Origin of the sequence: Pseudomonas sp. ZY71 (genome assembly GCF_036542145.1) — a bacterium.
GTDB classification, from domain to species: Bacteria; Pseudomonadota; Gammaproteobacteria; order Pseudomonadales; family Pseudomonadaceae; genus Aquipseudomonas; species Aquipseudomonas koreensis_A.
Window position 1 is genome coordinate 3,229,080 of sequence record NZ_CP144274.1, and the last position, 13,577, is coordinate 3,242,656.

The 13,577-nt window shown below is 59.5% G+C and carries 11 protein-coding genes and 1 pseudogene; 8 read left to right on the forward strand and 4 right to left on the reverse strand.

All coding sequences use genetic code 11. The features are described 5' to 3' along the window. Positions 1 to 58: 58 nt before the first annotated feature. The gene (locus VY732_RS14320; protein ID WP_331695765.1) at positions 59 to 883 is read right to left on the reverse strand and encodes an AraC family transcriptional regulator; all 825 of its coding nucleotides are present in this window, start codon (positions 881 to 883) and stop codon (positions 59 to 61) included. A gap of 147 nt (positions 884 to 1,030) precedes the next feature. Then, positions 1,031 to 1,936, reverse strand: a complete 906-nt coding sequence (locus VY732_RS14325; protein ID WP_331695766.1) for a LysR family transcriptional regulator — start codon at positions 1,934 to 1,936, stop codon at positions 1,031 to 1,033. Between the two features lie 94 nt (positions 1,937 to 2,030). Between VY732_RS14325 and VY732_RS14330 the strand changes: the two genes are divergently transcribed. The 5 genes and pseudogenes from VY732_RS14330 to VY732_RS14350 all read left to right on the forward strand — a co-directional run bounded on the left by VY732_RS14330 (position 2,031) and on the right by VY732_RS14350 (position 9,684). Beyond that, positions 2,031 to 3,197 (forward strand): MFS transporter, encoded by a 1,167-nt coding sequence (locus tag VY732_RS14330; protein WP_331695767.1) that lies wholly within the window; start codon positions 2,031 to 2,033, stop codon positions 3,195 to 3,197. Between the two features lie 58 nt (positions 3,198 to 3,255). Beyond that, a complete protein-coding gene (locus VY732_RS14335) occupies positions 3,256 to 3,882 on the forward strand; it encodes a TetR/AcrR family transcriptional regulator (protein ID WP_331695768.1) in 627 nt (208 codons plus the stop codon). A 198-nt stretch (positions 3,883 to 4,080) separates the two neighbouring features. Continuing rightward, positions 4,081 to 5,352, forward strand: a complete 1,272-nt coding sequence (locus VY732_RS14340) for an OmpP1/FadL family transporter (RefSeq protein WP_331695769.1) — start codon at positions 4,081 to 4,083, stop codon at positions 5,350 to 5,352. Between the two features lie 136 nt (positions 5,353 to 5,488). Continuing rightward, a complete protein-coding gene (locus VY732_RS14345) occupies positions 5,489 to 6,598 on the forward strand; it encodes an efflux RND transporter periplasmic adaptor subunit (protein WP_331695770.1) in 1,110 nt (369 codons plus the stop codon). Beyond that, positions 6,595 to 9,684: pseudogene (locus VY732_RS14350) on the forward strand (efflux RND transporter permease subunit). Before VY732_RS14345 ends, VY732_RS14350 begins: the two are co-directional and overlap by 4 nt. 51 nt (positions 9,685 to 9,735) lie before the next feature. On the opposite strand, the gene VY732_RS14355 reads toward VY732_RS14350, so the two are convergent. Beyond that, positions 9,736 to 10,650 (reverse strand): LysR family transcriptional regulator, encoded by a 915-nt coding sequence (locus VY732_RS14355; protein ID WP_116030286.1) that lies wholly within the window; start codon positions 10,648 to 10,650, stop codon positions 9,736 to 9,738. Between the two features lie 214 nt (positions 10,651 to 10,864). On the opposite strand from VY732_RS14355, the gene VY732_RS14360 reads away from it, so the two are divergent. The 3 genes from VY732_RS14360 (at position 10,865) to VY732_RS14370 (ending at position 13,016) form a co-directional block, all read left to right on the forward strand. Further along, positions 10,865 to 12,196: a nucleobase:cation symporter-2 family protein gene (locus VY732_RS14360; RefSeq protein ID WP_077572910.1), complete on the forward strand. Its 1,332-nt coding sequence runs from the start codon at positions 10,865 to 10,867 to the stop codon at positions 12,194 to 12,196. Positions 12,197 to 12,226: 30 nt separating this feature from the next. After that, on the forward strand, positions 12,227 to 12,736 hold the full coding sequence (locus VY732_RS14365) for a nucleoside deaminase (protein ID WP_077572909.1): 510 nt from the start codon (positions 12,227 to 12,229) through the stop codon (positions 12,734 to 12,736). A 148-nt stretch (positions 12,737 to 12,884) separates the two neighbouring features. Further along, positions 12,885 to 13,016 carry a hypothetical protein gene (locus VY732_RS14370; protein WP_086936038.1) on the forward strand — a complete coding sequence of 44 codons (132 nt, stop codon included), beginning with the start codon at positions 12,885 to 12,887 and terminating at the stop codon, positions 13,014 to 13,016. 91 nt (positions 13,017 to 13,107) lie between these two features. Here VY732_RS14370 and VY732_RS14375 read toward each other — a convergent pair whose 3' ends face one another. Then, positions 13,108 to 13,503: a hypothetical protein gene (locus tag VY732_RS14375; protein WP_077572908.1), complete on the reverse strand. Its 396-nt coding sequence runs from the start codon at positions 13,501 to 13,503 to the stop codon at positions 13,108 to 13,110. Positions 13,504 to 13,577: the final 74 nt, after the last annotated feature.

The following is a 13,577-nucleotide window of genomic DNA, read 5'->3' on the forward strand; positions in this document are numbered from 1 at the left end:
TGTTCGAAGTCGCCATCCTAAGAGCATGGAGCAGGGCGCTCTTGTACGATCCTGCAAGTCAGCGTGCTGCCCGCAATCGTTCCAGCCAGCGCATGGGCGGAACTCCGTAGCAGCGGGTGAAGTGTCGCGTCATATGACTTTGATCGTGGAAACCCGCGACGAGGGCCGCATCCACCAGGGTGAAACCTTCAAGCACCAATGCGCGGAACCGATCCAGACGGCGCAGGGTGACAAATCGGTAAGGGCTCGTACCGTAAAGTGTTCTGAAGTCGCGTGACAGGCTCCAGCGCTCGCGCCCACTGGCGTGCTCCAGCATTTCCAGCGTAATGCACGTGTGCAGATGTTCGAGGATGAATGCTCTGACGCGCTCGGCTGCGCGGTAATCCACACGCTTGCGCCCGCGCGGTTTGCCGCCGACCGCACGCAACGCCATCGCCAGGTCATACAGCGCGTCCTGTTCCTCCAGTGTTTCCAGTGGATGATCCACCGCTTGCACGAATGCTTCGCTGGCACGGAACAGACGCGGATCGCTCGACAGTCCCCCAGCGATAAAGGGCAAGGGTTCCCCGCCCAGGACGTTCTGGATTAATGCCGGATCAACGTAGGCCATTCGATAACGAAAGCCTGCATCGGTGCCGGCCATACCATCGTGGAGTTCGTCTGGGTGAAGCACGAGCGTATTGCCGGGGAGACCGTGGCGCATCGAGCCTGCGTAGTGAAAGCTCTGGACGCCCGCCAACGTACGGCCGATCGAGTAGGTGTCGTGTCGATGAGGATCGTAGCCGTGGCTGCCGAACCACGCTTCGATACGCTCGATGCCTCCAGGTTGAACACTGCGGATGACCCAGTCGGCAGTGCCGGCCTGGCCATTTTTCTGATCCATGAATGTGTACCTTCCCGATTCTGCGCGTTGGTGGTGAAGATTGGTCTGTCGGAAATATACAAGTGCGGGTATTCAGATGTCTGCTCCTGCCCGAAAGCGGTCTTTAACGGCGGCCATCCACCATCACGAGTATCCGCAAATATCAGCTTATGCCTGCGCTGACATCCGATGATTCTCCAGCAAGAAGTCCACAAACAACCGCACCCGCGCCGGCATCGCCACGCCGCCAACGAACACCGCATGAATCGGTTCCTGATCCCCCGGGTTCCAGTCTTGCAACAGCGCAATCAGGTCGCCACGCTGCAGATCCTCGCTCACGCTGAACTCCCCGATACGGGCAATGCCGGCGCCCATTCGCGCGAATTGTGCCAACGCTTCACCACTGCTGCATTCGATGTTGCCGCTGACCTTCAGGGAAAACGCTTTGCCATCACGGATGAATGGCCAGTTGGGTTCGGCACGCTTGAAATTGAAGCGCAGGCAGTTGTGCTGGAGCAGGTCTTCCGGCTCCTGCGGGACGCCGTGGCGCTGCAGATACTCGGGCGATGCCACCACGACCTGGCCGGTGGTGCCAATCCTGCGTGCGGTCAGCGGACTGTCGGGCAGATGGCCGAAGCGCACTGCGACGTCGGCCTGTCCGGCAAGAATGTCGACCACTTCGTCGCCGAGGGTGAGGTCGACGACGATGTTCGGGTAACGGGCGCTGAAGGCTGCGACCAAGGGAACGATGGCCAGACGGCCGTGGCCAAGGGCGGCACTGACCCGCAGTCGCCCCTTGGGCACGCCTTGATCGGCGATGGCTTCTTCGACCTCGTCCATGTCGGCGAGGATCCGCCGGGCGCCGCGCAGGAAAGCTTCGCCCTCGGCAGTGAAGGTAATCGCTCGGGTGGTACGCAATAGCAGGCGAGTGCCGAGCCGTTGCTCGGTGCGCGCGATGATCCGACTGACGGCCGAGGGTGTCAGGCCCAGTACACGCGCGGCAGCCGACAGACTGCCTTCCTGCGCCACGGTGGTGAACACGCTCATTTCACCTGACCTGCCGTTGAAATCCACTTGTGCCTCCTACGCAAAGGTGATTGCCAAAAATGCTATCTACCGCCTTAAAAGACGGGATCGTAGCATTGGCGGCATAGATAAGGAGTTTTCCATGCGTATCAATCCACCACTTGTTGCACTCGCCATCGGTGCCTTCGGCATCGGCGTTACAGAATTCGCCCCCATGGGCATGTTGCCGGGTATCGCTGCGGATCTGGGCGTTTCCATTCCCGCTGCCGGTTTGCTGGTCAGTGCTTATGCGCTGGGGGTATTGCTCGGCGCGCCGCTGATGACCCTGACCACCGGCAAAATTCCCCGGCGCTATCTGCTGATCGGGCTCATGGCGATTTTCACCCTCGGTAATCTGATGTCGGCCCTGGCCACCGACTACTACAGCCTCATGGTTGCCAGGGTCGTGACCTCGCTGAACCACGGTGCCTTCTTTGGCGTTGGCTCCGTCGTCGCCGCCACCCTGGTCGCCCCGGAAAAACGTGCCGGGGCGGTTGCGGCGATGTTCATGGGCCTGACCCTGGCGACCATCGGCGGTGTGCCGCTGGCTGCCTGGTTTGGCGAAATGTTTGGTTGGCGCACGGCTTTCTGGGGGATTACCGGCCTGGGCGTGCTGACCATGGCGGCGTTGTGGTTCGCCTTGCCCAACGTGCGGGCGCCGCAAAGTGTCGGTGTCATGGCGGAAATTCGAGTATTGGGGCGCGGCCCGGTGCTGGCCGCGCTGGCCCTGACCGTGGTCGGCTCGAGCGCCATGTTCACCGTCTTCACCTACATCGCGCCGATCCTCAGCAGCGAGACCCATGCGTCCACTGCTTACATCACCGCCATGCTGATGCTTTACGGTGTCGGGTTGACGCTGGGCAACATGTGGGGCGGCAAGGCCGCTGACCGCTCGATCGATCGCACCCTGATCGTCTCGCTGAGCGTGCTGATTCTGGTGTTGTTGGCGTTCACCGTACTGATGCGTTGGCCGCTGACGGCCGCCGTGGCCATTCTGATCTGGGGTATTGCCAGCTTTGCTTTGGTGCCGCCACTACAGATGCGCGTTATGGAAGCAGCGAAGGACGCGCCCAATCTGGCCTCGGCGGTGAACATCGGCGCCTTCAACTTCGGCAATGCGATTGGTGCGGCACTGGGCGGCGCGGTGATCAGCAGCGGGCTGGGTTATCCGGCGATCTCCCTGGCCGGCGCGGCAATGGCGGGCCTGGGGTTGCTGATGGTGTTGGGGTTTGCGTGGCGCTCGAGAACGATTGAAGCCGCCGTGGTGTAACACGTTCAACAATGCTCGGCGAGTTGTCAGTCACCGACAGGGTGAGTAAGCTGCCCCCATGAATCAGCCATCCCTGTCTACCTCCTCGCCGAGCACTCGCGGCCCCGCCGAACACGACATTCGTGACCAGATTGTCGCCGCGGCCAACGAGCACTTCAGCCAATATGGCTACGGTAAAACCACGGTTTCCGACCTGGCCAAGGCCATCGGTTTTTCCAAGGCGTACATCTATAAATTCTTTGATTCCAAGCAGGCAATTGGCGAGGCCATTTGCTCCAACTGTCTGGGCCAAATTGCTGCGGCAGTCGAACAAGCGATTAATACCGAAGCGGTTTCAGCCACCGAGCGTTTGCGCAGGTTGGTGAAAACCGTGATCGCTACGGGTGTGGATCTGTTCTTCAACGACCGCAAGCTTTACGACATCGCGGCGTTTTCCGCTTCGGAGCGCTGGAACAGTGCCCAGGTGTATGAGGCGCAGATCAAGGCCTTTATCTTCGACATCGTGCGCCATGGTCGAGAGGCGGGGGAGTTCGAGCGCAAGACCCCGCTGGACGAGACCGTCGAGGCGATCAATCTGGCGTTGCGACCTTTCGTCAACCCGCTGCTGCTGCAACACAATCTGGATCTGATCGAGCAAGCGCCCACGCTGACCACCAACCTCATCCTGCGCAGCCTCATGCCTTGACCCATCGCTGAGCAAGGTTTTCAGGCGATTCGAGTCAAACGACATCCTCTCATTACGTTTCCTGCCCACCGGCACATCAGTGCCGGGAGGGCATTGAATTTAGTCTTATGTGACCATTGACTGAATCGGTCACATGGATAATATGGTTTCGCTGTAGTGCTCGATGTTCTATTCCAGTGATTTCCATAGAGTCCAATAATGAAAAAAACAATGCTCAAGAGCCCCGTGGGCCTGGCCTTCGTGCTTGCGTCTTCCAATGTGTTTGCCGGTGGCTTTGCACTCAACGAACAAAGCATCAGCGGGATGGGCTCCGGTTTTGCCGGGCGCTCTTCTTCAGCCGAAGACGCCAGTACGATCTACGGCAACCCGGCGGGCATGGCGCGGCTTAAACGAGAGCAGGTCAGCGTGGGCGCAGCGACGCTGTTCGCCAAGTCAGATATCAGCCGGACGCGCAGTACGTTCGGCGGCAATGAAGATGGCGACATGGTGCCGACGACCACCGTACCGATGGGGTATTACGTCAAACCCATTGATGACCACTGGGCATTCGGCGTCGGATTTTATGTACCGTTCGGGCTGATCACCGACTACGGCAGTGGCTTTGCCGGACGCTATTACGCCAACAAGAGCGAAGTCACCACGCTGACTTTCCAACCAACCATCAGCTACGCCTTTAACGAAAACGTCTCGATCGGTTTCGGTCCGACCATTAACCGTATCAGCGGCGAGATATCCGGCATGGTTCCCAATCCACTGAGCCCGGGGCGTAATGACGGCAAGCTGAAAAGCACCGGCGATGACACCGCGCTGGGCTTCAACGCCGGCGTGCTGGTGCAGGCCACAGACCGGACTCGCCTGGGGCTGACCTATCACTCCAAAGTCAGTTACCACTTGGATGCGAAAACCAAGGTCACCGATGGCATCTTCAGCGTGCTGGGCGTCAGCGGCCGCAGCTATGACGCATCGCTGGACGTGGACACGCCGGAGTCGGTGGACTTTTCGGTCACGCATCAATTCAATAACGACTGGACGCTTTATTTGGGCAGTACCTGGACGCGCTGGAGCCGCTTCAAGGAACTGACGATCGAGAACAGTGGCTTGCCGCCGTTGCTGAGTGGCCAATTGGGCACGATCAGCGAAGAGCAGAACTGGCATGACACTTGGGCTCACGCGATCGGTGCAGCCTATCAATTGAATGACCAATGGGTGCTGCGCGCCGGTTTCTCGGTTGATCAGTCACCGGCCAACAACACCAATCGAGGGCCGCGCATTCCGACGGGCGACCGCAAGGTGCTCAGCTTCGGTGCCGGCTGGACGCCCGTGGAAAATGTCACGATCGACCTGGCTTATTCCTACCTTTGGGAGGAGAGCGTTGAGGTCAACGACACCTCGGCATCGAGAGGTGCCTACAGTGCCAGATACAAGAACAGTGCGAGCGGGCTGGGGACTTCTGTGAGCTACCGTTTTTAGTCGGGCATGTGAGTCGATTCGTAGGCCGATATTGCTGATGGTCAGGATGCAGTCATTTCTCAAATAGTGACTATTGACGATATTGGTCACAAGACTGAGAATATGATGATCATCCTATTCCTCAGTAGGTGAACCTATGCGCCGGCTCCGACCTTTCCCCATTGCCGCATGCTTGTTGCCTCTTGCCCTGACCGCCTGTGGCGAATCTTCCAGCGTTGCAGATCCCCGAACCCAGGCGCCGCTGGTCAGATCCGCTGCGGTGCAAGCATCACCCGATGTCGCTCGCTCTTTCACCGGAGTGGTCGCGGCGCGCGTTCAGGGCGACCTTGGGTTTCGCGTATCGGGCAAGGTGCTCGAACGCCTGGTTGATACGGGGGAGGTCGTCAAGCGGGGTCAGCCGTTGATGCGTCTCGACCCGATCGACCTCGGACTGCAAGCGCGGGCGCAGCAGGCGGCGGTCATCGCTGCTCGCGCCAGCGCCAAACAGACAGCCGACGATGAGGTTCGCTATCGCAAACTGGTCGGCGTTGGTGCCATTTCGGCATCAGCCTACGATCAGTACAGAGCCGCCGCGGAGACTGCCAAGGCGCAGCTCAATGCCGCGCAAGCGCAAGCCGATGTAGCGCGCAATGCCTCGGGTTATGCGTTGCTGGTCGCTGATGCGGACGGCGTGGTGGTGGAAACACTCGCTGAACCTGGACAAGTCGTCAGTCCGGGACAACCGGTGGTGCGACTGGCCCGTGCAGGTCAGCGCGAAGCCATCGTGCATCTGCCCGAAACCCTGCGTCCGGCTGCCGGCTCCACCGCGCAAGCCAGCCTTTACGGGGTGAATTCTGCGGCGGTGACGGCGAAACTGCGGCTGCTTTCGGACTCGGCAGACCGCACAACGCGCACGTTCGAAGCGCGCTATGTGCTCGAGGGGCCGCTGGCCAATGCGCCAATCGGTGCGACCGTAACTCTCAGAATTGCCGAGGGTGCCAATCAGACTCAGGCGTTACAAGTTCCCATTGCCGCCGTTTACGACCCGGGCAAAGGCCCCGGTGTGTGGGTGATTGCCGGAACACCGGCAAAGGTGACCTGGCGAGCGGTTCAGGTGCTGGGGTTGAGCGATGATTCGGCGCGCATCGCCGGCGACCTCACTGCCGGTGAGCAGGTGGTGGCGTTGGGCGCCCATCTGCTGCGCGATGGCGAAGAGGTGCGATTGCCACAGCAGAGCGAAGCCAGCGTTGCCGGGAGTCGTCCATGAGTCAGGGGCGATTTAACCTTTCGGCCATCGCCGTGCGTGAGCGGGCAATCACGGTGTTCCTGATTTTTCTGATTGCTGTTGCAGGGACGTTGTCGTTCTTTAAGTTGGGACGTGCGGAAGATCCACCGTTTACGGTCAAGCAGTTGACCGTGATTACCGCGTGGCCCGGCGCGACGGCGCAAGAGATGCAGGATCAGGTCGCCGAACCCCTTGAAAAGCGCCTGCAAGAACTCAAGTGGTACGACCGCTCGGAAACCTACACCCGCCCTGGACTGGCGTTCACGATGGTGTCGTTGCTCGACAGCACGCCGCCGTCGCAAGTGCAGGAAGAGTTCTACCAAGCGCGCAAGAAACTCGACGATGAAGCCATCAGGCTGCCGGCCGGTGTGATCGGGCCGATGGTCAACGATGAGTTTTCCGACGTGACTTTCGCGCTGTTCGCCTTGAAAGCCAAAGGCGAGCCGCAGCGCTTGCTGGTGCGTGATGCGGAAACCATGCGCCAGCGTCTGCTGCATGTGCCGGGGGTGAAGAAGGTCAACATCATCGGTGAGCAAGCCGAGCGCATCTACGTTTCGTTTTCCCATGACCGGTTGGCGACCCTCGGCTTGTCGCCGCAGGACATCTTCGCCGCACTGAACAGCCAGAACGTGCTGACGCCCGCTGGCTCCATCGAAACCAACGGGCCACAGGTATTTCTGCGTCTCGACGGCGCTTTCGACAAGGTGCAGAAAATTCGCGACACACCGGTATCCGTGCAGGGCCGCACACTCAAGCTCTCTGATGTGGCGACGGTTGAACGCGGTTACGAAGATCCGGCCACTTTTGTCGTGCGCAATAACGGTGAAGACGCGCTGCTGCTGGGTGTGGTGATGCGCGAGGGCTGGAATGGTCTGGATCTGGGCAAGGCGCTGGATGCGGAGACCGCCCGGATCAATGCGGAAATACCATTGGGCATGACCCTCGCCAAAGTCACCGATCAGGCGGTCAATATCGACTCGGCGGTCGGAGAGTTCATGGTCAAGTTTTTTGTCGCGCTGCTAGTGGTCATGCTCGTTTGCTTTCTCAGCATGGGCTGGCGGGTCGGGGTGGTGGTCGCTGCCGCTGTGCCGTTGACCCTGGCGATCGTGTTCGTGGTGATGGCCGCCACTGGCAAGAACTTTGATCGCATCACCCTCGGCTCATTGATCCTCGCGCTCGGGCTGTTGGTTGATGACGCGATCATCGCCATTGAAATGATGGTGGTGAAAATGGAGGAGGGCTACGACCGCATCAAAGCGTCCGCGTATGCCTGGAGCCATACGGCGGCGCCGATGCTGTCCGGTACGCTGGTGACCGCAATCGGTTTCTTGCCGAACGGGTTTGCCCAGTCCACTGCCGGCGAGTACACCAGCAACATGTTCTGGATCGTCGGCATCGCGTTGATCGCGTCCTGGGTCGTTGCGGTGGCGTTCACCCCGTATCTGGGCGTGAAGTTGTTGCCGGACATCAAGAAGGTCGAAGGTGGCCACGCGGCGATCTACAACACGCCGAATTACAACCGTTTCCGCCAGCTGCTGACCGCAGTGATCGCTCGCAAATGGCTGGTGGCAGGCACGGTGGTCACGCTGTTCTTCGTCGCCGTGCCAGGCATGGGGCTGGTGAAGAAACAGTTCTTTCCGACCTCCGACCGTCCCGAGGTGATGATCGAGGTGCAGATGCCCTATGGGACTTCGATCGAGCAGACCAGCGCCACGGCCGCCAAGGTCGAGGCCTAGTTGCACAAGCAGGATGAGGCAAAAATCGTCACGGCCTATATCGGCCAGGGTGCGCCGCGTTTCTTCCTGGCGATGGCGCCGGAATTACCCGATCCGTCGTTTGCCAAAATCGTCGTGCTGACAGAGAGTCAGGATGCACGCGAAACCCTCAAGTTGCGCTTGCGCGAAGCGGTAGCTGAAGGCCTCGCGCCGGAGGCCCGTGTCAGGGCTACGCAAATTGTCTTTGGCCCTTATTCGCCGTTTCCGGTTGCCTACCGGGTGATGGGCCCTGATCCGGCGAAGCTGCGCGATATCGCCGATCAGGTTCGCGGCGTGCTGCAAGACAGCCCGATGATGAGAACGGTGAACACTGACTGGGGGCCGCTGACCCCGACCTTGCATTTCAGTCTCGATCAGGACCGCCTGCAGGCGGTGGGGCTGACCTCCAATGCGGTTGCTCAGCAACTGCAGTTTCTGTTGAGCGGAGTGCCGATCACCGCGGTCCGCGAGGATATTCGTTCTGTGCAGGTGGTCGGGCGTGCCGCTGGCAATATCAGGCTCGACCCGGCACAAATCAAAGGTTTCACCCTGGTCGGCGCAACAGGGCAACGCATCCCGTTGTCGCAGATCGGCGAGGTCGATGTGCGCATGGAGGATCCGATTCTGCGGCGCCGTGACCGCACGCCGACCATCACCGTGCGGGGCGACATTGCCGAAGGCTTGCAACCACCGGATGTTTCGAGCGTGATCCTCAAGCAGTTGCAGCCGATCATCGAGACACTGCCTGCCGGTTACCGGATCGAGCAGGCAGGCGCCATCGAGGAATCCGGCAAGGCGGGCAAGGCGATCCTGCCCTTGCTGCCGATCATGATCGCCATGACGTTGCTGATCATCATTGTGCAGGTGCGTTCGATCGCGGCGATGATCATGGTTTTCCTTACATCGCCGTTAGGCTTGATTGGTGTGGTGCCGACGCTGCTGATCTTCAATCAGCCGTTTGGCATCAATGCGCTGGTCGGGCTGATTGCGCTGTCGGGGATCCTGATGCGCAATACGCTGATTCTGATCGGGCAGATCCACCACAACACGCTGGAAGGGCTGGACCCGTTCCACGCTGTGGTCGAAGCCACGGTGCAACGTGCGCGACCGGTACTGCTGACGGCAATGGCGGCCATCCTGGCGTTTATTCCCCTGACACACTCGGTGTTCTGGGGGACGCTGGCTTACACCCTGATTGGCGGCACGTTCGTCGGCACTATCATTACGCTGGTGTTCCTGCCGGCGATGTATTCGATCTGGTTCAAGATCCGCCCTGAGCACGAGGTTCAGACCGAGACAGTCAAACTGGCGTAGTGACAACGCCTGCAATCGAGGCCCGCTTTCGCGGGCCTTGTTGTCCCCACGTCAAAGCGTGGTGATCTGCCCATTGCGATCCAGCTCATACACCTTGTTGCCCTGCAATTTCTCCTTCAACCACCGTTCCGCTTTACCCAGCGGCCGTTGCCGCGCCCAGAGCAGATCGACACCAATCTGCCAGTCGGTATGCGGATACGCCGAGAGCTGCAGCTCCACCAGCTCACCCTTGGCCAATTCACGCTGAATGAGCTGGCGGGGCAGGGTGGCCCAGCCGAGCCCGGCGCGGACCATTTCCAGTAACGCCAGATAGCTTTCCGCTTGCCACAACTGGGTCGAGCGCAGGTATTCACTGCTCGGCAGTTTGCTCGCGTGGGCGCTGAAGGCCAGGCGGCGATGGACGTGCAGGTCGTCGAAGGTGACGTTGTCGAGTTGCGCCAACGGATGGTCGGGATGGCAGACGTGCAGCATGATCAGTTTGCCCAGTTGCTGGAACGCCAGTTCCTTGGGGTAGCCGGGCTGTGAAAACGCCACACCGAGTACCGCTTCGCCGCTGCTGACCAGTTCGCTAACGTCGCCGTAAACCGGATGGCGGATGATCAGGTCGACAAAGGGGAACGCGGCTTCGAAGGCTTTGAGCACCGGCATGATCGGCCCGTACGGCGTTTCAATCGCCAGTGTCAGGCTGGTTTCGACGCTGTCCGAAAGGCAGTCAGCGTGGGCTTCGAAGGTCATGCAGCGTTCGAGCACGGCTTCGGCCTGCACCAGCAATTTGTGGCCGCTGGCGGTGAGGGCAGGGCTGCGGTTGCTGCGGTCGAACAGGTCGACGCCAAGGTCGGTTTCGAGGTTGGCAATCGCCGCGCTGATGGTCGATTGGGTCTTGCCCAGTTGGCGCCCGGCGGCGGAAAACGATCCGCTTTTGACCACTTGGACGAACATCAACAGTTGATCGAGTGAGAAGCGCAAGCGGTGAACTCCCGGGTCGAAAATGAAGGTTTGGAGCGGCTAACGAATGCCTGATTGTGCCATCGAAAAAAGCGATGGTTGCTAATTTGTTTCATCGCAATAAACGTTCAAATATGCCCTCGCGTCAAACGATCTCCGGGGCGGATCTGACTTTCAAGCGTCCCTGAGCATGCCCGCGATCTCAACAGATGCCGCACCTTCAGGAGCGTGTGAAATGACTACACAACGCATTCATCCGGTGGACGAGGTTTTGCCACTGCGACAGTTGTTCACGTTTGGCTTGCAGCATGTGCTGGTGATGTACGCGGGAGCGGTGGCCGTGCCGCTGATTCTCGGCAGTGCGATGGGGCTGACCTCAGCGCAGGTGGTGTTGCTGATCAACGCCAACCTGTTGACCTCTGGCGTGGCGACGCTGATTCAAACTCTCGGTTTCTGGAAATTCGGCGCGCGGCTGCCGCTGATTCAGGGCTGCTCGTTCATTGCTCTGGCGCCGATGATCATGATCGGCAAGGAGTTCGGCCTCAGTCAGATTTTCGGGGCGGTGATTGCCGCAGGCTTCATCACTATTGCGTTGGCGCCGGTGTTCAGCCGCTTGCTGCGGTTTTTTCCGCCGGTGGTGATTGGCAGCCTGATCACCATTATCGGCATCTCGCTGATGCCGGCGGCGGCGATCTGGCTGGGCGGCGGCAATCCCGACTCGGCGGATTTCGGCAATCCCGCGAACCTGTTACTCGGTTTGGCCACGGTCAGCGTGACATTGGTGATCTACGCCAAATTCAAGGGCTTCATCGGCAACCTCAGCGTGCTGATTGGGCTGTTTGTCGGCAGTCTGATCGCAGCGGCTTGCGGCATGACTCACTTCAATCGGGTCAGCGAAGCGGCGTGGTTTGAGCTGAGCGCGCCGATGGCATTCGGCGCGCCGGAATTCGCGCCGGTGCCGATTCTGATCATGACCCTGGCGATGCTGGTGATCATGGCCGAGACCACCGGCAACTGCCTGGCGATCGGCAAACTGACCGGCAAACCGACTACGCAACAAACCCTCGGCAATGCGTTTCGCGCCGATGGGTTGTCGACCATGCTCGGCGGCTTGTTCAACAGCTTTCCCTACAACGCCTTCACCCAGAACACCGGTTTGATTGCGCTCTCAAACGTGAAAAGCCGCTTCGTCGTGGCCGCCGCCGGGTCAATCATGGTGCTGATGGGTTTGTTCCCGAAACTCGGTGCTTTGATCGCCGCGGTACCGACTCCGGTGCTCGGCGGCTGTGCGATCGTCATGTTCGGCATGACCACGGTGGCGGGCATTCAAGAACTGTCGCGGGTGCAATTCGAGGGCACTCGCAACGGCATCATCGTCGCCGTATCGGTAAGTGTCGGAGTGCTGCCAATGTCCTTTCCGGCGCTGTTCGAACACGTTGGGCCAACGCTGAAACTGGTACTCGACAGCGGGATTTTCCTCGGCGCGATCACCGCCATTGTCCTCAACATCCTGCTCAACAACGATAAAAAATCGACCGAAACCATCGGCGCTGAACTGGCCGACTGACTTTTGTTTTCCACTGCCCAGGAGTTACCCATGAATCAATTCACTCAGCTCATTCCGGCCGGCGTCAGCGAGCTTGATCTGACCTTGCTGCGCCAGACCATCGCCTTGTCCGAGGCATCGAAACAACGCGGTCGCCATCCGTTCGCGGCATTGGTGGCGGATCGCAACGGCAAGGTGATTGTCGAAGCGGGGAACAACTCGATGCCGCCGCAAGGCGATCCGACTCAGCATGCCGAGTTGGTGGCGGCCGCCGCAGCGGCAAAACTGCTGTCGCCGCAAGAGCTGGAACTGTGCACGCTGTACACCAGCGCCGAACCTTGCTGCATGTGCGCCGGCGCGGTGTATTGGACCGGGATCGGGCGGGTGGTTTATGCCTTGTCGGAGCATGCGTTACTGGGATTGACCGGTGACCATCCGGAGAACCCGACGTTCTCGCTGCCATGCCGCGAGGTGTTCGCCAAGGGGCAGCGCAAGGTCAGTGTGTTGGGGCCGATGCTGGAGGGGGAGGCGGCTGAGCCGCACAAGGGTTTTTGGTCGTAACCAGCTTTGCAACGAAGCTCGAATGGGGTGAGGTTGCGCTATCCAGAGACTTAAGAGCACTTGCTCGCCGAGAGGGAGAAGGTGCGAAGTTTTGGAACTGCCAGCCCTCGGCCGATGCCGAATGAGTAACCAGAACGAGGGCAAAGCAATGACTGAAGAAACAGCACAATTTCCAGAGGAAGAAGTACCGGATCAATCGACGCCGGCGCATTCCACAGAGGAAGAGCAAAAGCGCCTTAAAGATTTTAACAAGGAAGGCATCCCGCCCGGCAGTTGCTGATCGGTAGGCTCGGGACACATACCTTCGGCGCGTCGCTTTGCGACGCGCCATGAGGCGCTGGTCCGTGCCTGTGCGGCCATCGGCGGGGATTTCAAGCGTGTGTGTCAACGCTGAGTGTCATTTGGATCAATGTTGCCTGCAGCGCGTGGAGGTTGCCAGCGCATACAGAAATCTGATTTTGAATCTCGATTGTTCTTTGAGCCTTCTCTTCTTCTGGCATATTCATTCTTTCGGTTTTAGCCAGCTCTGCTCTGCGAGTTGCAAGTTGTTGCTGTATCTCGGCAATTTGTTTTTTTATGAGCTCGACTGCACTAATAGGCTGTTTGACCGTATTAACACCTTCTTCGCTGGACTCAATTCTAATCTTGTCGTCGCTTGTGGTTTTCTTCGTAAGTGCTAGATGATTTTGCGAATCTGATTTTATGTGTTGGTTGTTCTCTGGTTTTTTCTTATAGATGGTTACGCTCATTGCACTGATTTTTGGCATGGCTAATTCTCTTGGCTTTCTCGCCTATAGGGCGGTGGGGCTATTGATCTCACACGGTTGCGCGTGAGTGCTCA